Source organism: Variovorax beijingensis (genome assembly GCF_003951285.1).
GTDB classification, from domain to species: Bacteria; Pseudomonadota; Gammaproteobacteria; order Burkholderiales; family Burkholderiaceae_C; genus Variovorax; species Variovorax beijingensis.
Window position 1 is genome coordinate 111976 of record NZ_RXFQ01000002.1, and the last position, 20066, is coordinate 132041.

The window sequence follows — 20066 nt, forward strand, 5'->3', positions numbered from 1 at the left end:
CCCTCAGGCCGGCCGCGACAGCAGGTGCACGTACTCGTACTGCGCCGTGTTGATGGTCGAGACACGGTACTCCACCGGCTTGTCGCCGAAGGTGAGCGCGGTGCGCCGCACCTCCATCACCGGCGCGCCTGGCGCCACGCCCAGGATGCGCACCACGCTGCGGTCGGCCGCCATGGCGCGTGCGCGCTCGCGCGCCAGCGTCACCGTGATGCCGAACTCGGTCTGGTAGAGGTGGTAGATGGTGCTCGGCCGCTCGCGAAAGCGCTTCTCGGTCAGGCCCTTGAAGAGCAGCGCCGGCAGCGTGAGCCGGTCGTGGATCACCGCCCGGCCCTGCAGCAGCAGCCGGTTGTCGATCTGGATGGCGGGCTCGCCCGTCCGCAGGCCCAGCGCCTGCGCGGGCTCCTCGTCCATGCGCACGCGCTCGAAGGCGACGAACTCCACCTGCGGCGCCTGCCGTAGGCCGTCGCTGCGCTCCACGTGGAAGAACTGGAACATGAAACGGTCGTCGTTGTGCACCGCAACGAAGGTGCCGCGCCCCTGCCGCCGCACGAGGATGTGCTCGGCCACCAGATCGTCTGTCGCGTGGCGCAGCGTGCCGATCGACACGCCCAGCGCCGCCGCCAGCTCGCTCTCGCTCGGCAGCACGCTGCCGGCCGCGCAGCGCCCCGACTCGATGGCGCGCAGCAGCGAGCGCTTGACGAGCCGGTAGAGCGGCGCGCCCGCCGACTCGGCGGAGATCGGTTCGAACGCGGAGATGTCTGTCGAGCGGGGCATGGCGCATTGTGGCGGCCGCATCGCGATTCATCCAAGTCATCCATATGACCTGTTTGACACGCGGAGACGCGCACTCGGACACTGGCCCGGCTGCAAATTCTCAGCGAGTCACAACAGGAGACAACGATGATTCATTTCGTTCTGCACGACGCGAAGGACACGGTCGCGGTCGTGGTGGTGGAAGGCGTCAAGGCCGGCATGTCGCTCAGCGGCTGGATCATGGACGAGGACCGGATGACCAGCGTCGATGCGCGCCAGGACATCCCGATCGGCCACAAGGTCGCGCTCAAGGACATGGCGCCCGGCGACACGGTGTGGAAGTACGGCATCGACATGGGCAAGGTGGTGGCGCCGATCAAGGCCGGCGAGCACGCGCACGTGCAGAACATCAAGACCAAGCGCTGGTAGGACGCCGCCCCCGCTTCGCCCACTTCCATTTCCCACGAATCAGAAAGAACCGCATGTCCATCATTTCCAAAGACACCACCTTCCTCGGCTTTCGCCGCGAAAACGGCCGCGTCGGCGTGCGCAACCACGTCATCATCCTGCCGCTGGACGATCTCTCCAACGCGGCCGCCGAGGCGGTGGCCCACAACATCAAGGGCGCGCTCGCCATTCCGCATCCCTACGGCCGCCTGCAGTTCGGCGCCGACCTGGAGCTGCACTTCCGCACGCTGATCGGCGCGGGCTGCAACCCGAACGTGGCGGCGGTCGTCGTCATCGGCATCGAGGACAGCTGGACGCAGAAGGTGGTCGACGGCATCGCCGCCACGGGCAAGCCGGTGGCCGGTTTCGGCATCGAGGGCCACGGCGACCACGACACCATCCTGCGCGCGAGCAAGGTGGCGCGCGAGTTCGTGCAGAACGCGAGCGAGAAGCGGCGCGAGCCCTGCGGCATCCACGAGCTGTGGGTGTCCACCAAGTGCGGCGAGAGCGACACCACCTCGGGATGCGGCTCCAACCCGACTGTGGGCAACGCCTTCGACAAGCTCTACGAGACCGGCAACACGCTGGTGTTCGGCGAGACCTCCGAGATCACCGGCGGCGAGCGCATCGTGGCCGACCGCTGCCGCACGCCCGACGTGAAGGAGCGCTTCATGTTCATGTTCAACCGCTACCAGGACATGATCAACCGCCACAAGACCAGCGACCTGTCGGACTCGCAGCCGACCAAGGGCAACATCGCGGGCGGCCTGACGACCATCGAGGAGAAGGCGCTGGGCAACATCCAGAAGATCGGCAAGAAGTGCATGGTGGACGGCGTGCTCGACAAGGCCGAGGTGCCCAACGGCCCGGGCCTGTGGTTCATGGATTCGTCCAGCGCGGCGGCCGAGATGGTGACGCTGTGCGCCGCATCGGGCTACGCGGTGCACTTCTTCCCCACGGGCCAGGGCAACGTGATCGGCAACCCGATCCTGCCGGTCATCAAGATCTGCGCCAACCCGCGCACCGTACGGCTGATGAGCGAGCACGTCGACGTCGACACCTCGGGCCTGCTGCAGCGCGAGATGACGCTCGACCAGGCCGGCGACCAGCTGCTCGAATGCATGCTGCGCACCGCCAACGGCCGGCTCACCGCGGCCGAAGCGCTGGGCCACCGCGAGTTCGTGCTGACGCGCCTGTACGAGTCGGCCTGACGGCACCCGCGCAACGGAAAGCATCATGAAGCGGATAGTGATTGCGGAGTTCATGGACGACGCCGCGGTTGCGCAATTGCGCGAGCGGCACGACGTTCTCCACGACGTGGCGCTGGTGGACGACGGCGCCCGGCTCTACCAGGAAGCGAAATGGGCCCACGCGCTCATCGTGCGCAACCGCACGCAGGTGCGCGGCGAGCTGCTGGATGCGCTCACGCAGTGCACGGTGGTGGGCCGCCTGGGCGTGGGCCTGGACAACATCGACGTGGCAGGCTGCGAAGCACGCGGCATCCGGGTGATTCCGGCCACGGGCGCCAATGCACTGAGCGTGGCCGAGTACGTGATTGCGAGCGCCATGATGCTGCTGCGCGGCGCCTACGGCTCCACCGCCGCGGTGGCCGCGGGGCGCTGGCCGCGCAACGCGCTGTCGAACGGGCGCGAGCTGGCGGGCAAGACGCTCGGGCTGGTCGGCTTCGGCGCCATCGGGCAGCTGACGGCGCGGCTCGCGCAGGCGCTCGGCATGCGCACGGTGGCCTTCGACGCCATGATGGACGGCAGCCACCCGGCCTTCGGCGCAACGGGCACGCAGCCGCTGGGCCTCGACGCGCTGGTGGCGAAGGCGGACGTGGTGAGCCTGCACCTGCCGCTGGTGGACAGCACGCGCAACCTCTTCCATGCGGCGCGCATCGCGGCCATGAGGGGCGGCGCGGTGCTCGTCAACACCTCGCGCGGCGGCATCGTCGACGAAGCCGCCGTGGCGCTTGCGTTGCGCGAAGGCCGGCTCGGCGGCGCGGCGCTCGATGTGTTCGAGGCCGAGCCGCTCGCGGCCAGCCCGCATTTCGAGGACTGCCCCAACCTGCTGCTGACACCGCACATCGCAGGCGTGACGGCCGAGTCGAACGAGCGCGTGAGCAGCCTCATTGCACAGAAGGTGCTGGAGGCGCTGGAGCCATGACGACGATGAGGCTTGAACAAGCCCGGGACGCCGTGGCCGCGGCCTTGCGCGCGGCCGGCGCGAACGAGGCGATGGCGGCCGCCGCCGCACGCGCACTGGTGCTGGCCGAGGCGCAGGGCCTGGGCTCGCACGGCCTCTCCCGCGTGGCCCAGTACGCCACGCACCTGCGCAACGGCCGGGTCAATGGCAATGCGGTGCCGACGCTGCGTCGCCAGAAGGGCGCGGCGGCGCTGATCGATGCGCACGAAGGCCTGGCTTTCGCCGCTTGCGAGATGGCCATTGCCGAGGCCATCGGCCGCGCGCGCGACTTCGGCATTGCCATTGCGGGCGTCACGAACAGCCATCACTGCGGCGTCGTGGTCGACCATTTGCGGCCGGTGGCCGAGGCCGGCATGGCCGGGCTCGGCTTTGCCAACTCGCCGGCCGCGATGCCGGCGGCCGGCGGGCGCCATCCCATCTTCGGGACCAACCCGGTGGCGGCGATTTTTCCTCGCCGCGATGCGCTGCCGCTTGCCATCGACCTGAGCCTTTCGGAAGTGGCGCGCGGCAAGGTCATGGTGGCCGCGAAGCAAGGCAAGGCCATACCGATCGGCTGGGCCGTCGACCGCCACGGCCAGCCGACCACCGACGCGCAGGCTGCGCTCGAAGGCTCGATGCTGCCCATCGGCGCGGCCACCAGCCCCAAGGGCGCGATGCTGGCGCTGGTGGTCGAGTTGCTGGTCACGGCGCTGATCGGTGCGCAGTTCGGCTTCGAGGCGTCGAGCTTCTTCGAGGATGCCGGCAACCGGCCGCGCATCGGCCAGGCCTTCATCGTCATCGACCCCGGCGCGCTCGCGGGCTCTGCGGGCTACCTCGACCGCGTCGAGGTGCTGGTGGGCGAGATGTTGCGCGACGACGGCGTGCGCCTGCCCGGCGCGCGGCGCGAGGAACTGCGGCTGCGCGCCGAGGCACAGGGCATCGAGGTGCCCGAGGCGCTGCTCGCGCAGTGGCGAAGCTAGGCGCCGCCAGGCGCCACGACCCCACACAACAACAGGAGACAACACGATGAAACGACGCGAATGGATGCAGGGGACCACCGCCTTGGCTGCGGCGGGATCGCTGGGCGCGCTCATGCCGATGCTTGCAAGGGCGCAAGGCGGCGACTACCCCAAGCCGGACGCCACGCTGCGCTACGTGGTGCCCTTTCCGCCAGGCGGCCTGACGGACGTGATGGCGCGGCAGATCGGCCAGCAGCTGGGCGAGCGCTGGAAGGTCAACGTGCTGGTGGACAACCGGCCCGGCGGCAACGGGCAGATCGGCGCCGACCTGGTGGCCAAGGCGCCGCCCGACGGCAACACGCTGCTCGCGGTCACGCTGACGCACGCGGCCAACGTCACGCTGTTTCCGAAGTCGCCGTTCAGCTTCCAGAAGGACCTGCGCCCGGTGGCGCTGCTGGCCGGCAGCCCGATGCTGATCGTGGTGCCCGTGGCCAGCCCCATCCAGGACATGAAGGGCCTGGTCGAGGCGGCGAAGGAGCGCAAGCTCAACGCGGGCTCCAGCGGCAACGGCACGCCGCCCCACCTGACGCTCGCGCTCTTCAACGACCTCAACAAGTCGGCCATCCAGCATGTGCCCTACAAGGGCGGCGCGCCGTGCATCACCGATCTCATCGGCGGCCAACTCGACGTGGTGTTCTCGAACATCCCGGAGTCGATTGCGCATGTGAAGGGCGGCAAGCTGCGCGCGCTCGCCATCGCAAGCAAGACCCGCTACCCCCTGCTGCCCGATGTGCCGACCACCGCCGAAGCCGGCATGCCCGCGCTGCAGGTCGAGAACTGGACCGGCATGATGGCGCCGGCCGGCGTGCCCGACGCGGCGGTGCAGAAGCTGGGCGCAGAAGTGGTGAAGATCCTTGCGCAGCCCGGCCTCGACGAGCGCATGCGCCAGCAGGGCTTCGTGATCGATGCGCGCGGGCCGGACCGCTTTGCGGCGTTCCTGGCCGACGAGATTGCGCGCTGGGCGCACGTCATCAAGGCGGCGTCTATCCAGCCTGGCTGAGCCGCAGCAGCCGCGCGGTGTGGCGCGCGATCACGGCCTCTTCGTCGGTGCGCAGCACCCAGGCGCTGACGGGGCTTTCAGGCGTGGTGAGTTGCGCCTTGCCCGCGCGGTTCGCCTGCGCGTCGACGTGAAGGCCTAGCCAGCCGCACTGCAGAAGGATGCGCTCGCGCAGCGCGGCGGCGTTCTCGCCGATGCCGCCGGTGAACACGATGGCATCGACACCACGCAGCGCCGCGGCCAGGCTGCCCATATGCTGCACCACCTGCTCGATGAAATGCGTGATGGCTTCGGCGGCAGCGGGTACGGCAGAAGCCTCGAGCTCGCGCATGTCGCTGGAAATTCCCGACAACCCGAGCAGGCCCGACTCGCGGAACAGCAGCTTCTCGACATCGTCCGCCGACATGCCGTGCGAGCGCATCAGGTACAGCACCACGGCCGCATCGAGGTGCCCGCAGCGCGTACCCATGGTGAGGCCGTCGAGCGGCGAGAAGCTCATCGTCGTTGCGACCGACCGGCCCTCGGCCATGCCGCACATCGATGCGCCGTTGCCCAGGTGCGCGACGATCACGCGTTGCCGTGCGAGCTGCGGCGCCAGCTGCGCGAACTGCGTCACGATCGATTCGTAGGAGAGACCGTGGAAGCCGTAGCGCCGCACGCCCGCGTCGTGCAGCGCACGCGGCAGCGCGAAGCGGCGGTTCACATCGGGCTGTGTGGAATGAAAGGCGGTGTCGAAGCATGCCACCTGCAGCACGCCATCGAAAGCCTTCATGGCGGCACGCACGCCCGCGAGGTTGTGCGGCTGGTGCAGCGGCGCTAGCGGCTCGAGCGCGGCCAGTTCGGCAAGCACCGCATCGTCGATGCGCACCGGCGCCACGAAGTTCGCGCCGCCATGCACGATGCGATGGCCGACCGCTGCGATGCGGCCGCCGCCGCCCTGCCGGGCATGCCATTCGAGCAGCGCGGCCAGCGCGCCCTGGTGCGAGCGGCTGTCGCCTTCCAGCCCCGTGTCGTGCAGCGTGCGGCCCTCGGCATCGCGCACGCGCAGCCGCGCCTTCAGCCCCACGCCCAGGCCGTCGGCCTGGCCCGACCAGCGGGCGGCAGGCAGCGCGCCGCCCTCGCCGGCCGCCTCGAACAGCGCAGCCTTGATCGAGGACGACCCGGCGTTGAGGGTGAACAGCGAATCGGTCAGACGTAGTCCTTGTACTTGTCGAGGAAGCGCACCGGCTTGGCCAGCGCATCGCGGCGGAACGGATCGCCGAGCTCGCGGGTGCACATGATCTCGATCACGCAGGTCTTGCCTTCGTTCATCTGCATGTCGATCGCCTTCTTCAGTGCCGGGCCCACGTCTTCGAGCCTGTCGACCACGATGCCTTCGGCGCCCATGGCCTTGGCAATGCCCGCGAAGCTCTCGCTCTCGAGCTCGCCCGCGACGAAGCGGCGGTTGTAGAAGTCGACCTGGTTCTTCTTCTCGGCGCCCCACTGGCGGTTGTGGAAGACCACGGCCGTGACCGGAATGTCGTGCCGCACGGCGGTCATGATCTCGACCATGCTCATGCCCCAGGCGCCGTCGCCGGCATAGGCCACGGCCGGGCGGTCGGGCGCCGCGCACTTGGCGCCGATCATGGTCGGCAGCGAGTAGCCGCAGTTGCCGAAGCTCATCGGCGCGAAGAAGCTCCTCGGCTCCTCGAAGCGCAGGTAGCTGTTGGCAATGGCGTTGATGTTGCCGATGTCGGTGGAGACCATCACGCGCGGCGGCATGGCCTTCTCGAGCTCGCGCAGCACCTGGCGCGGGTGCAGGTAGGTGCCGCCGGTGGGCGTCTTCTCGCCCTTGGCTTCCTCGATGGCGTCGAGGCTGAATGGGTCGCGCTCGTGGGTCCACTCGTCGAGCTCCTTTTCCCACGCGGCCTTCTCGGCCTTGATCTTGTCGGCGCGCTGGGCCTTGGTGGCGTCGCAGGCGAGCGCCTTGCCGGCCAGCCGCTTGAGCAGTTCATTGGCCGTGGCCTTGGCGTCGCCGTGGATGCCGACGGTGATCTTCTTCACGAGCCCGAGGTTGGTGTGGTCGGCTTCCACCTGGATGATCTTCGCGTCCTTCGGCCAGTAGTCCATGCCGTGCTGCGGCAAGGTGCCGAAGGGGCCCATGCGCGAGCCGAGCGCCAGCACCACGTCGGCCTGCGCGATCAGCTTCATCGCGGCCTTGGAACCCTGGTAGCCCAGCGGGCCGGCCCACAGCGGATGGCTCGCTGGGAACGAGTCGTTGCGCAGGTAGCCGTTGGCCACGGGGGCGCCCAGGCGCTCGGCCAGGGCCTTGCATTCTTCGACCGCATCGCCCATCACCACGCCGCCGCCCGAGAGGATGACCGGAAACTTCGCCGAGGCCAGCAGCTCGACGGCCGCGTTCAGGCTCATCTCGCCGCCCGCGCCGCGCTCCACGCGCATGGGCTTCGGGATCTCGGTGGTGATTTCGCCGTAGAAATAGTCGCGCGGAATGTTGAGCTGCGTCGGGCCCATCTCGGAAATGGCGCGGTCGAAGCAGCGCGCCGTGTACTCGGCCATGCGCTTGGGGTTGTTGACGTGGCCCTGGTACTTCGTGAACTCCTGGAACATCGGCAGCTGGTTGGCTTCCTGGAAGCCGCCCAGGCCCATGCCCATGGTGCCGGTCTCGGGCGTGATCATCACGACCGGGCTGTGCGCCCAGTAGGCGGCCGCGATGGCCGTCACGCAGTTGCTGATGCCGGGGCCGTTCTGGCCGATCACCACGCCGTGGCGGCCCGACACGCGCGCATAGCCGTCGGCCATGTGGGCGCCGCCCTGCTCGTGCACCACCGGGATCAGGCGGATGCCGGCGGGCGCGAAGATGTCCATCGCATCCATGAAGGCCGAGCCCATGATGCCGAACATGTCGGTCACGCCGTTGGCGACCATGGTTTCGACGAAGGCCTCGGAGGGCGTCATCTTCTGCACGCCGGCGACGGCTTCGCGGGTGGGTGCGGCGGGTTGCTTCTGGCTCATGGAAGGCGTCTCCTGAAGGGGATGGGGCGGTCGGCGGGTTTCAAAAGACGGAACGGCTTGTTCCGATTTTTCTTCGGCGGAATATAGGGCGGCCAAGCCTTGGTGTCAAACAATTTACAAAAATCGGTACATCTTGTCTTGTTTTTTGTAAAAAGACTATGATCCGGCCCATGAAGATCGTCAAGGGGCCCACGCCCGAAACTTTGGAGCCGGCGCCGGGCGACACGCCCACCATGCGCCTTTTCGGGCTGCTCGAAGTCATGGCCGCCAAGGACCAGCGCTACTCGCTGCAGGGCCTGGTGGAAGAGACCGGCATGCCCAAGCCCACCCTGCACCGCATGCTCCAGCAGCTCGAAGGCGCGGGTCTCCTGCAGCGCGAGGGCGACGGCCGCCACTACGGCATCGGCACGCGGCTGCGGCGGCTGGCCGAGAACCTGCTGCTCAACGACAGCCTCCACGGTGCACGCCATACGGTGCTGCGTCAACTGGTGGAAGAAATCGGCGAGAGCTGCAATCTCACCGCGCTCTCGGGCAGCGAGGTGGTGTATCTCGACCGCGTGGAAACCGCTGCGCCGCTGCGCTTCTACCTGCACTCCGGCTCGCGCGTGCCGGTGCACTGCTCCGCCAGCGGCAAGATCTTTCTCGCGCAGATGAGCGCGGCGCAGCGCCGCCGCCTGCTCTCCAACGCGCCACTGGAGCCCTACACCCCCCGCACGCTCACCGACCCCGACGCGCTCGAGAAGGAAGTGCAGCGCGTGCGCAAGGACGGCTACGCCATCGACAACGAGGAGTTTCTGCCCGGCCTGCTGTGCATTGCCGCGCTGGTGCCTTCGGGCGACGACGGCCCCTCGAACCTGTGCATCGCGGTGCAGGCGCCGGTCATGCGGCTCGATGCCGCGAAGGCGAAGGCGCTGCTGCCCGCCCTGCAGCGCGCCGCACAGGTGTTGAGCCGCATCGATGCCGACGCGGGCACCACCAGCCGCGCACAGGCCTGACCCACTCCATTCTGGAAAGCCCATCGTGACCGACATCGCAGACCTTCGGCCCGACCGCATGCTGAGCGTGCGCGAGGTGTTCGGCATCGACACCGACCTTCAGGTGCCCGCCTTCAGCGAACGCGACGACCACGTGCCCGAAGTGGATGCGGTCTACCGCTTCAACCCCGACGTGACGCTCGCCATCCTCGCGGGCTTCATGCGCGACCGGCGCGTGATGGTGCAGGGGCTGCACGGCACCGGCAAGTCGACCCACATCGAGCAGGTGGCGGCGCGGCTGAACTGGCCTTGCGTGCGCCTGAACCTCGATGGCCACATCAGCCGCCTCGACCTCGTGGGCAAGGACGCGGTCGTGCTGCGCGAAGGCAAACAGGTCACCGAGTTCCAGGAAGGCATCGTGCCGTGGTCGCTGCAGCGGCCGGTGGCGCTGGTGTTCGACGAGTACGACGCGGGCCGGCCCGACGTGATGTTCGTGATCCAGCGCATCCTGGAACAGGGCGGCAAGTTCACGCTGATGGACCAGAACAGGGTGCTGCGCCCGCACCCCTTCTTTCGCCTGTTCGCCACCGCCAATACGGTGGGCCTGGGCAACCTCAACGGCCTGTACCACGGCGCGCAGCGGCTCAACCATGCGCAGATCGACCGCTGGAACATCGTCGCCTCGCTCAACTACCTGCCGGCCGATGAAGAAATCGCGATCGTGCAGGCGCGCGTGCCTTCGCTCGCGGGCGATGCGGGGCGCCGGCTGGTCGCATCGATGGTGGCCGTGGCCGATCTCACGCGCAAGGGCTTCGCGGCGGGCGACCTCTCCACGCTGATGTCGCCGCGCACCGTGATCACCTGGGCCGAGAACGTCGAGATCTTCAAGGACCCGGCGCTCGCGTTTCGCCTGTCCTTCGTCAACAAGTGCGACGACGCGGAGCGGCCGCTCGTGGCCGAGTATTTCCAGCGCTGCTTCGACCAGGAACTGAAGGAGTCGCACCAGCTGTCGCCGGGTTCACAAGAATGACCGGCGCGCCTGCCCCCGCCACTGCATCGGCCAGCGCGATGCAGCGCCGCGTGCGGCAGGAGGAACAGGTCGCCGAACTCTGCGCGGGCGTGGTGCGCGCCTTCAGCGGCGAACGCGACCTGCACTTTCGCGGGCAGCGTTTGCACCGCGGCCGCGTGGCGCTGCCGTGGTTCGCGCCGCACCTGCATCCCTCGCCCGAGACCGACGACTTCGCCTCCTTCCGCGGCGTGGCCGACGGGTTGGCGCTGCGGCTCACGGTGTCCGACGCCGCGCTGCACGAAAGCCTGCGGCCCGAAGAGCCGGTCGAGCGCATGCTGTTCGAGATGCTCGAGCAGTTCCGCGCCGAAGCCATGGCGCCCGAGGTCATGGCCGGCATGCGCCGCAACCTGCGGCACCGCCACGAGCAGTGGTCGCTGGCCTTCCACCACTCGGGCCTGACGGACACCGCGCGCGGCCTGCTGCTCTACGCCGTGGTGCAGATCTGCCGCGCCCGCGTGAGCGGCCAGCAGGTGGTGGAAGAAACCGAGGACATGCTCGAAGCGACGCGATTTCACCTTGCGCCGCTGATCGGCCACGCACTCGCAGGCCTGCGCCGCGACCGCGCCGACCAGGCCGCCTATGCCGTGCATGCGCTCGCCATCGCGCGCACCGTCGCCGCCATGCTGCACGAGGCCGGCGAAGACAGCAGCGACGCGCGCGACCCGCATGTGGACGACAAGCGCAGCGTGTTCATGCTCGTCGCCGACATGGACCGCGAGATCGTCGAACGCTTCACCACCGCCGAGTCGGGCCGCAGCGCGGTGCTCGACGGCGCGGGCGGTGCCTACCGCGTCTTCACCGCCGCCTACGACCGCGAACACGACGCCGCCACCCTCGCGCGCAAGGAAGTGCTGGCCGGCCACCGCGAAAAGCTCGACCGCCGCATCGCCGCGCAGGGCGTGAACATTGCGCGCCTGGCACGCGAGCTGCGGGCGCTGCTCGCCGACCCCACGCGCGACGGCTGGGACGGCGGCCAGGAGGAAGGCCTGGTCGACGGCCGCCGGCTCGCGCAGCTGGTGGCCTCGCCGACCGAGCACCGCCTGTTCCGCACCGAGCGCATCGAACCGGTGGCCGACTGCATGGTGACGCTCCTGATCGACTGCTCGGGTTCGATGAAGGAGCATGCCGAATCGGTCGCGATGATGGCCGACGTGTTCGCGCGCGCACTCGAGCAGGCCGGCGCGGCCAGCGAGGTGCTGGGCTTCACCACCGGCGCCTGGAACGGCGGCCACGCGCAGCGCGAGTGGGTGCGCGCCGGCAGGCCCCCTCACCCGGGCCGCCTCAACGAGCGCTGCCACATCGTCTTCAAGGCCGCCGCCACGCCCTGGCGCCGCGCGCGGCCCGCGATGGCGGCGCTGCTGAAGGCCGACCTGTTCCGCGAAGGCATCGACGGCGAGGCGGTCGACTGGGCCTGCGCGCGCCTGCGCGAGCGGCCGGAGGCACGCAAGCTGCTGCTGGTGATTTCAGACGGCTCGCCGATGGACAGCGCGACACACCTGGCCAACGACGCGCACTATCTCGACCACCACCTGCGCGACGTGGTGGCGCGGCAGGAGCAGCGGCGCGACGTCGAGATTGCCGGTATTGGTGTCGGTCTCGATCTGAGTCCGTACTACAGCCGCAGCCATGTGCTGGACCTTGCTGCCTCTGCCGGCAACACCATCTTTCGCGAGGTGATCGACTTGATGGCGGGGCGGCATCGGCGCTGAGGCTGCCTGAGCGCTGCTGTGCAGGGCGGCATGCCCCAGTGCACAGGGCATCGGGTGCTCCCCGCAGCGAAATCAAGGAGGAGGCCGCAGGCCGGGGGACATTCGCGGAGGGGAGTACCCGGTGGCCTGGGCACGCACCCTGAAAAATCGAAACGTTTAGACCTACATCCAAGTCCCCGATTGACAAAGCGGACGATCAGCCCAAACATTGCGTCCCATATCCAGGAACAACGTTCCAATATTTGGAACATCCAGAGCCTCATGGATTCCACCCTCGCCAAAGGCCTTGCCGCCATCGAATGGATGACGCGGCAACAGCGCGACTGCCGCGTCACCGACCTGGCCCAGGCCTTCGGCATGGCGCGCAGCAACGCGCACCGCACGCTGCAGACCCTGGTCGACTGCGGCTGGGCCGTGCAGGACCCGGACACCAGCGCCTACCGCCCGAGCCTGCGCCTGTTCGAGCTCGGCGCGCTGGTTTCCGAGGCCACCGACATGGGGTCGCTGCTGCGGCCGCACCTTGCGGCGCTGGCGCAGCAGACCGGCGAAACCATCCACCTTGCCGTGCTCGACGGCGCCGAGATCGTCTACCTCGACAAGTTCGACAGCCCCCTGCCCGTGGCCGCCTATTCGCGCATCGGCGGCCGGGCGGCGGCGTATTGCGTGGCCTCGGGCAAGGCCCTGCTGGCCGCGGCCGCGCCGGACCTTCCCGCGCTGCACGAGCGCCTGGGCACGCTCGCGGCGCACACGAAGAACAGCATCACCAGCTTCGATGCCCTTCTCTCGGAACTCGAACGCACGCGCGTTCGCGGCTATGCGGAAAACCGCGAGGAATGGCGCCTGGGCGTCTGCGGTCTCGGCGTGCCGGTGTTCAACGCGCGCGGCGAGGCGGTCGCGGCCGTCGGCATGAGCGTGCCCTCGATCCGCTTCGCGCGGACGCAGGCGCGCGGACTGGCCGACCGCCTCATGGCCTGCGCGCGCGATGCGAGCGTCACGCTGGGCTACCGGGCAAGCCCGGTGCCGGCATCGGCGCCGCTGCCGGCATCCACCACAAGGAGAAGGAGACTCGAATGAAGCTGTTGTTCCCCGCCCCCTGGCTGCGCGCCGCGCTGCTGGCCGCCGCCACCCTGGCCGCACCTCTTGCCGCACAGGCGCAAAACAGCACCGACTATCCCAACAAGCCGATCCGGCTCATCGTTCCGTACCCGCCCGGCGGCGGCACCGACGTGATCGCGCGCATCGTGCAGGAGCGTTTTTCGACGCTGCTCGGCCAGCAGGTGCTCATCGACAACCGTGGCGGCGCGGCCGGCTCCATCGGCACCGAGATCGTGGCCAAGGCCGCACCCGACGGCTACACGGTGCTGTTCACGCTGTCTTCGCACACCATCAACCCGGCGATCTACACCAAGCTCTCGTTCGACACCGCGAAAGACTTCGCGCCCGTGGGCCTGGTCGCCTCGCTGCCGCAGATCCTGGTGGCCAACACGCAGTTCGCGCCCAATACGGTGGCCGAACTGGTGGCGCTCGCCAAGGCCAAGCCAGGCTCGCTTTCCTTCGCCTCGGTGGGCAACGGCTCGCCCGGGCACCTGGCAGGCGAGCTGCTGAAGCTGCGCACCGGCACCCACATGACGCACATCCCCTACCGCGGCGGCGGCCCGGCCGTGACCGACGTGATGGGCGGGCAGGTGCCGCTGCTGTGGGTATCGATCCCCGCGGCCGCGCAGTTCGTGAAGGCCGGCAAGCTCAAGGCGCTGGCGGTGTCGACCACCAGGCGCAGCGCCGCCTTCCCCGACGTGCCCACGATGCAGGAAGCGGGCATTGCCGATTTCGACGTCGACTCCTGGTACGCGGTGTTCGTGCCCGCGAAAACGCCGCAGCCCACCGTCGACAAGCTCAACCGCGTCATCAACACGGTGGTCAAGGAACCGGAGATCCGCGACAAGCTGCTGGCGCAGGGCAGCGAAGGCGTCGGCGGCACGCCGGAGCAATTGGGCAAGGTGGTGGCCACGGAACTCGTGCGCTGGCAGAAGCTCGCAAAAGAAGCCAGCATCAAGGTGGATTGACCCGCAACAGGCAGACCCATGGAAAACTCATCCGCACCCTCTTCCCCCATCGCCGAGCTCGTCGCGCGCGCCCGCGCCGCGCAGCGCATCTACGAAACCTGGTCGCAGGCGCAGGTCGACACCGCCGTGGTGGCCGCGGGCTGGGCCATCATCGAGCCGGCGCGCAACCGCGAGCTGGCCGAGCTGGCGGTGGCCGACACCGGCGTGGGCAATGTCGAAGACAAGGTACGGAAGAACCACCGCAAGACCTTCGGCCTGCTGCGCGACCTGCGCGGCGCGCGCTCGGTGGGCGTCATTTCGGAAGACCCGGCGCGCGGCATCGTCGAGATCGCGCGGCCCGTGGGCGTGGTGTGCGCGGTCACGCCGTCCACCAACCCGGGCGCCACGCCGGCCAACAAGATCATCAATGCGCTCAAGGGGCGCAACGCGGTCATCGTGGCGCCGTCGCCCAAGGGCTGGTCGACGGCGGCGCGGCTGATCGAATTCATCCATGCGCAGTTCGACCGCATCGGCGCGCCGCGCGACCTGGTGCAGCTGCTGCCATCGCCGGTCAACAAGCAGTCGACGGCCGAGCTGATGCGCCTGTGCGACCTGGTGGTGGCCACCGGTTCGCAGGCCAACGTGCGCGCGGCCTACGCCAGCGGCACGCCGGCCTTCGGCGTGGGCGCCGGCAACGTGGCGGGCATCGTCGACGAAACGGCCGACGTGGATGCGGCGGCCGACCGCATCCTGCTTTCGAAGACCTTCGACAACGCGACCAGCTGCTCGTCGGAGAACAGCCTGGTGATCGTGGACGCGGTGCGCGCGCAGATGCTGTCGGCGCTCAAGGACCGCGGCGCACTCATGCTCGCGGCCGCACAGAAGGCCACGCTGCAGTCGCTGATGTGGCCGGGCGGCAAGCTCTCTGCTGCCGTCATCGGCCAGTCGGCGCGCGTGATTGCCGAGCGCGCGGCGGCCCTCGATGGCGCCAACCGCGAGGGCTGGCTGGCCATTGCGGCAAGAAATCCGCGCATCCTCATGGTGGCCGAGGACGGCGTGGGCCACGAGCATCCGTTCTCGGGCGAGAAGCTGAGCCCGGTGCTGGCGATCTATTCGGCGCGCGATTTCGATGAGGCCGCCGCCACGGTCGCACGCATCTACGCCTACGAAGGCGCGGGCCATTCGGTCGGCCTGCACAGCTCGGTGCCCGAGCGCGCATTGACGCTCGGGCTCACGCTGCCGGTGTCGCGCGTGATCGTCGACCAGGCGCACTGCATCGCCACCGGCGGCAGCTTCGACAACGGCCTGCCGTTCTCGCTGTCGATGGGCTGCGGGACCTGGGGCAGGAACAACTTCTCCGACAACATGACCTTGCGGCACTACCTGAACATCACGCGCGTGTCGCGGCCGATTCCGGAGCGGGTGCCCAGCGAAGACGACATCTTCGGCGCCTTCTTGGCCGAATACGGCGCGAGCTGAATGTGGCGGCCACCGTTCATGAACTGATCGAGCTGCAGGCGGCGGCTCAGCCGCAGGCGGTGTATGCGCTGTCCACCGAAGGCGGGCGCAGCAGCATCGGCTTTGGCGAGCTCGCGCGCGGCTGCCGCACGGTGGTGGCTGTGCTGCACGCGCATGGCGCGCGGCCGGGCGACACGGTGTCGGTGGTCATGCCCAATGGCCTGCAGACGCTGCGCGTGCTGCTTGGCGCCATGCACGGCGGGCTGTGCGTGAATCCGGTCAACCTGCTGTCGCAGCCCGAGCAGATGCGCTACGTGCTCGCACATTCGGATTGCCGCGTGGTGTGCGTCGCGCCCGAGTGGGAAGCACGCGTGCGCGCGATGCTCGAAGGCATCGGCCGGCCGGTCGAGGTGCTGGTGGCCGGCCCCGACGCCGATGCGCTGCCGGGCGAGGCGCAGGCGGCGCTCTTGCATGAGGCTGCGCCGCCCGCCGCCGGCGACGTGGCCCTGCTGATGTACACCTCGGGCACCACCGGCATGCCCAAGGGCGTGATGCTCACGCAAGGCAACCTCGCAGCCAACGCGCATGCGATCAGCGCCGAGCACGCGCTGCAGCCCGCCGACCGCGTGCTGGCCGTGCTGCCGCTCTATCACATCAACGCCTTCGCGGTGACCATGCTCGCGCCGCTCGCCCATGGCGGCAGCCTGGCGATGCCGCCGAAGTTCTCGGCCGGCCGCTTCTGGGAGCAAGCCTCGGGAACGGGGTGCAGCTGGATCAACGTGGTGCCCACCATGATCTCGTACCTGCTCGAGGGCGATGAGCCGCCGCCCGCGCAGACCGCTGCCATCCGCTTCTGCCGCTCGGCATCGGCCGCGCTGCCACCGGAGCATCACCGCGCCTTCGAGCAGAAGTTCGGCATCGGCATCGTCGAGACCATGGGGCTCACCGAAACCGCGGCGCCTTCTTTTTCGAACCCGCTCGATCCCGCGCTGCGCAAGCTGGGCTCGGTGGGCCGCGCCTCGGGGTGCGAAGCGCGCGTCATCGATGCCGCATTGGCCGAAGTGCCCGACGGCACCACCGGCGAGCTGGCCATTCGCGGCCCCCACGTGATGCGCGGCTACTACAAGAACGACGAAGCCACGCGCGCGAGCTTCACGCCCGACGGCTGGCTGCGCACCGGCGACCTCGGCCACCGCGATGCCGATGGCTTCTTCTTCGTGACCGGCCGCATCAAGGAACTGATCATCAAGGGCGGCGAGAACATCGCCCCGCGCGAGATCGACGAGGCGCTGCTGCGGCATCCCGCCGTGCTCGAGGCCGCGGCGGTGGGCGTGCCCGACCGCCACTACGGCCAGGAGATCGGCGTGTGCATCGTGCTGCGCGAGGGCTGCGCCTGTACCGAGGACGAACTGCGCGCCTTCAGCGCCGAGGTGCTCGGCCGCTACAAGGCGCCGGGCCATTACCGCTTTGTCACCGACCTGCCGCGCGGGCCTTCCGGAAAAGTGCAGCGCCTGAAGCTGCTGCCGCTTTTCGCTGCATGAGCCGCCGCCCGGCCGCTCCGAAGGCGACTCGCACCGAAGCGCGCAGCGCGGAGGTTATTCGGTGATCGCGGCGGAACTGCTGGTGCCGCCGCTGGCGCCGGCGCTGCTCGCCTACAGCCTGTGCGTGGTGTTCGCCGCCGGCGTGGTGCGCGGCTTCGCGGGCTTCGGCTTTTCGGCCGTCACCGTGGCGGGGCTCTCGCTGGTGGTGTCGCCCGCGCTCGTGGTGCCGGCCATCTTCATGCTCGAGATCCTCGCGAGCCTGAGCCAGCTGCGCGGCATTGCACGCGACGTCGACCTGCCCTGGCTCGGCTGGCTGATGCTGGGCAACCTGCTGTTCATTCCGCTCGGGGTTGCGTTGCTGGCCTGGCTGCCCGAGACGCCGCTGCGCCTGCTGATCGGCGCGCTGCTGATGGCCGCCGCCCTGCTGCTGCGCGCGGGCACGCGTGCCACGCTCGTGCCCACGCGCGCGGTGCGCTTCGCGGCCGGGCTGGTCTCGGGCTTCATCAACGGCGTGGCGGCCATCGGCGGTATTGCCATTGCGGTGCTGCTGAGCACCACCGCGATGGCGCCGGCTGCCCTGCGCGCCACCATGATCGCGCTGCTGCTCTTCAGCGACGTGGTGTCGCTCGCAAGCGCCGCGCTCATGCCCACGGCCGTGCATGCCTCATCGGGCCACCTGCTCGGGGCCGGCACGCTGAAGTGGGCGCTGTGGCTCGCGCCCGCGATGCTGGCCGGCATCTGGTGGGGCCAGCGCTCGTTCAAGGGCGTGTCGCCCACGCAGTTCCGCCGGCATGTGCTGAACCTGCTGGTGGCGCTGGCGGCGGTGAGCGTGGCGCGCTCGGTTGTCTCGCTGGCAACGGCCTGACCGGCAAGAGCCCGCACGGCAAGGCCCCGCACTGGCTATGCTGCGCGCGACATGCTGACTTCTTCATTCTTTGCCGCGCCGCCGGCGCGCACGCTGGCGGTGGCCATGGTGCTCCTGTTCGCATCGGCAGGCAGCGCCGCCGAGTCGGCCTGCCTGGACGCCGCCATGCGGACGCCGCCACCCCCGCGCGCGCTGGCGATGGCCGCCGCCGCGCAGCGCGAGCACGAGGCCTTCGGCGCGCAGACGATGGACGCCGAAGGCCGGCTGGTCGAGTCGGGCCGTTCCGAGGCCGAGGATTCGCGCGCCACGGTCGCGAGCCCCGCGCCGTGGCAACGCGTGCTCGGCTACTGGGAGGCGGTCGAGCAGCCCCACACCCCGCTGCCTTCGCTGGTGCGCTTCGGCGCGCTGCAACCGGCCGACCGCACGCTGCTGCTGCAGGCGCTCAACCAGGCCAGCGCCTCGCACCTGCGGGGGCTGGGCGTGGGGCCGGACCAGGGCCTCGACGCGGCCGAGTTGCGCGCGATGGCCACCGCGGTGAACCGCGTGGCGGCAATCGACACACCATGGTCGGCGGCCTTCGTGAGCTGGCTCGCGCAGCAGGCGGGGCTGGGCGCGGGCGAATTCGTGTTCTCGGAAGCGCATGCGGATTACGCAGGCGCCGCCTGGCAGGCCGGCGCGGCCGAGGCCGCCGGGCATGAGACGCGCTACGCGATGCGCGCCTGCAACCTCGCGCGTACGCCGCCGCGCGTGGGCGACCTGGCCTGCCACACGCGCGGCGCGGCATCGGAGCTCGACCGCTTCGAGAAGATCGGCGCCGTGCTGGCAACGCGGGCCACGGGCGGCGAGCCGCTGCCGATGCATTGCGACGTGGTGGTGAAGGTCGACGACCGGGGCTTCGACACCATCGGCGGCAACGTGCTGCAGTCGGTCACGCGCAGGCGGCTGGACTTCGCTCCCGGCACGCGGATGCTCGATCCCAGCTACCTGCCCGCCGGCTGCGCCATCGGCGCGGCGGGCTGCACCGACCGCCACATGAGCTGGCAGCCGTGGTCGCTGCTGCTGCAGTGGCGCTGACGCGGCGCACAGGCGGCCACGAGCCCGGGCTCAGAGCAGCGTACCCATGCGCTCCGCGGCGGCCTTGAGCGCATCGATGCGCTTCACCGCCTCTTCCATCGACATGCGCGCCGTCGGCGCATGCACCGCGAGCGCAGCGCGCACCTGCCCTGCCGCGTCGCGCACCGGCACGGCCACGGCCACCAGCCCCGCGATGAATTCCTCGCAGTCGCGCGAGTAGCCGCGCTTCGCGATCGCATCGCATTCGGTGCGCAGCGCATCGGCCTTGACGAGCGTGTTGGCCGTCATGCGCGCAAGCGGCAGCCGGTCGATGAGCGCGTCGCGCTCCTTCTTCGGCATCTGCGCCAGGAACAGCTTGCCGCTCGCGGTGCAGTGCAGCGGCACGTGCGAGCCGACGTCGAGCGTGAGCCGCAGCGGCCACTTCGCCTCCACGCGGTCGAGGTACAGCACCTGGGCGCCGTCGAGCGTGGTGAGGTTGCAGGTCTCGCCGACCTGCCGCACGAGTTCGGACAGCACCTCGTGGCGCAGGCCGCGCACCGTGCCGTGGTTCAGGGTGTCGAAGGCCAGCTTGCGCAGCGCCGGGCCGACGCTGAACGAACGCTCGTCCACGTCGCGCGCCAGGAAGCCGGTGGCCAGCAGCTGGGTGCAGATGCGGTGCGCCGTCCCCTTGGGCAGCCCCAGCTGCGCGGCCAGGTCGGCGAGCGTGAGGGGGCGGCCTTCGCTGGCCAGCAAGGCCAGCAGGCGCAGGCTGCGCTCGGCCGACGAGCCGGAGGCTGGCTCCTCCGCGGCGGGCACGGAAAGCGACGGCGAAGACACGGCGGCTGCGGGGCGCGCGGAACGTGGCATGCGGGTAAACCTTAAAAATGGAACGTTGCGTTCCGAAAAACATTAACCTAGGATGCAAGCAAGCGAAGCGATTGTT

18 protein-coding genes are annotated in these 20066 nt (G+C 69.6%); 14 read left to right on the plus strand and 4 right to left on the minus strand.

Annotated features, from left to right (window positions below; genetic code table 11):
* Window positions 1–3 precede the first annotated feature (3 nt).
* Window positions 4–774, minus strand: coding sequence for a GntR family transcriptional regulator (locus EJO66_RS03630; RefSeq protein ID WP_124956125.1), 771 nt, complete (start codon window positions 772–774; stop codon window positions 4–6).
* Window positions 775–900: 126 nt separating this feature from the next.
* Between EJO66_RS03630 and EJO66_RS03635 the strand changes: the two genes are divergently transcribed.
* The 5 genes from EJO66_RS03635 to EJO66_RS03655 are packed head-to-tail and all read left to right on the plus strand — an operon-like array spanning window position 901 to window position 5403.
* Window positions 901–1182, plus strand: a complete 282-nt coding sequence (locus EJO66_RS03635; protein WP_015866594.1) for a UxaA family hydrolase — start codon at window positions 901–903, stop codon at window positions 1180–1182.
* 53 nt (window positions 1183–1235) lie between these two features.
* Complete coding sequence (locus tag EJO66_RS03640; protein ID WP_124956127.1) at window positions 1236–2411, plus strand: UxaA family hydrolase; 1176 nt, start codon at window positions 1236–1238, stop codon at window positions 2409–2411.
* 25 nt (window positions 2412–2436) lie between these two features.
* Entirely contained in the window at window positions 2437–3366 is a 930-nt protein-coding gene (locus EJO66_RS03645; protein WP_125964646.1) for a hydroxyacid dehydrogenase, read from the plus strand.
* Window positions 3363–4364: an Ldh family oxidoreductase gene (locus EJO66_RS03650; protein WP_124956131.1), complete on the plus strand. Its 1002-nt coding sequence runs from the start codon at window positions 3363–3365 to the stop codon at window positions 4362–4364. Before EJO66_RS03645 ends, EJO66_RS03650 begins: the two co-directional genes overlap by 4 nt.
* 46 nt (window positions 4365–4410) lie before the next feature.
* Window positions 4411–5403 (plus strand): Bug family tripartite tricarboxylate transporter substrate binding protein, encoded by a 993-nt coding sequence (locus EJO66_RS03655; protein ID WP_124956133.1) that lies wholly within the window; start codon window positions 4411–4413, stop codon window positions 5401–5403.
* On the opposite strand, the gene EJO66_RS03660 is transcribed toward EJO66_RS03655, so the two are convergent.
* Both EJO66_RS03660 and xsc read right to left on the minus strand, forming a co-directional pair.
* On the minus strand, window positions 5387–6592 hold the full coding sequence (locus EJO66_RS03660; RefSeq protein ID WP_125964728.1) for an acetate/propionate family kinase: 1206 nt from the start codon (window positions 6590–6592) through the stop codon (window positions 5387–5389). The two genes, EJO66_RS03655 and EJO66_RS03660, sit on opposite strands and share 17 nt — an antisense overlap.
* Window positions 6589–8412, minus strand: a complete 1824-nt coding sequence (xsc, locus tag EJO66_RS03665; RefSeq protein ID WP_125964647.1) for a sulfoacetaldehyde acetyltransferase — start codon at window positions 8410–8412, stop codon at window positions 6589–6591. Before xsc ends, EJO66_RS03660 begins: the two co-directional genes overlap by 4 nt.
* A 158-nt stretch (window positions 8413–8570) precedes the next feature.
* Here xsc and EJO66_RS03670 point away from each other — a divergent pair, with 158 nt between their 5' ends.
* The 9 genes from EJO66_RS03670 (at window position 8571) to EJO66_RS03710 (ending at window position 19144) form a co-directional block, all read left to right on the plus strand.
* The gene (locus EJO66_RS03670) at window positions 8571–9407 is read left to right on the plus strand and encodes an IclR family transcriptional regulator (RefSeq protein WP_124956137.1); all 837 of its coding nucleotides are present in this window, start codon (window positions 8571–8573) and stop codon (window positions 9405–9407) included.
* A gap of 25 nt (window positions 9408–9432) precedes the next feature.
* A complete protein-coding gene (locus tag EJO66_RS03675; protein WP_125964648.1) occupies window positions 9433–10416 on the plus strand; it encodes an AAA family ATPase in 984 nt (327 codons plus the stop codon).
* Entirely contained in the window at window positions 10413–12164 is a 1752-nt protein-coding gene (locus EJO66_RS03680) for a cobaltochelatase CobT-related protein (protein WP_125964649.1), read from the plus strand. The genes EJO66_RS03675 and EJO66_RS03680 overlap by 4 nt, the downstream gene beginning before the upstream one ends.
* A gap of 261 nt (window positions 12165–12425) precedes the next feature.
* Window positions 12426–13238, plus strand: a complete 813-nt coding sequence (locus tag EJO66_RS03685; RefSeq protein WP_124956143.1) for an IclR family transcriptional regulator — start codon at window positions 12426–12428, stop codon at window positions 13236–13238.
* Window positions 13235–14227 (plus strand): tripartite tricarboxylate transporter substrate binding protein, encoded by a 993-nt coding sequence (locus EJO66_RS03690; protein ID WP_125964650.1) that lies wholly within the window; start codon window positions 13235–13237, stop codon window positions 14225–14227. The genes EJO66_RS03685 and EJO66_RS03690 overlap by 4 nt, the downstream gene beginning before the upstream one ends.
* Before the next feature lie 18 nt (window positions 14228–14245).
* Window positions 14246–15685 (plus strand): acylating sulfoacetaldehyde dehydrogenase, encoded by a 1440-nt coding sequence (sauS, locus tag EJO66_RS03695; protein ID WP_125964651.1) that lies wholly within the window; start codon window positions 14246–14248, stop codon window positions 15683–15685.
* On the plus strand, window positions 15682–17205 hold the full coding sequence (locus EJO66_RS03700) for an AMP-binding protein (RefSeq protein WP_125964652.1): 1524 nt from the start codon (window positions 15682–15684) through the stop codon (window positions 17203–17205). The genes sauS and EJO66_RS03700 overlap by 4 nt, the downstream gene beginning before the upstream one ends.
* Before the next feature lie 61 nt (window positions 17206–17266).
* Window positions 17267–18070, plus strand: coding sequence for a sulfite exporter TauE/SafE family protein (locus EJO66_RS03705; RefSeq protein WP_124956151.1), 804 nt, complete (start codon window positions 17267–17269; stop codon window positions 18068–18070).
* Between the two features lie 51 nt (window positions 18071–18121).
* Window positions 18122–19144, plus strand: a complete 1023-nt coding sequence (locus EJO66_RS03710) for a DUF2272 domain-containing protein (protein WP_125964653.1) — start codon at window positions 18122–18124, stop codon at window positions 19142–19144.
* 30 nt (window positions 19145–19174) lie between these two features.
* Here EJO66_RS03710 and EJO66_RS03715 read toward each other — a convergent pair whose 3' ends face one another.
* On the minus strand, window positions 19175–19990 hold the full coding sequence (locus tag EJO66_RS03715) for an IclR family transcriptional regulator (protein WP_124956155.1): 816 nt from the start codon (window positions 19988–19990) through the stop codon (window positions 19175–19177).
* Window positions 19991–20066 lie beyond the last annotated feature (76 nt).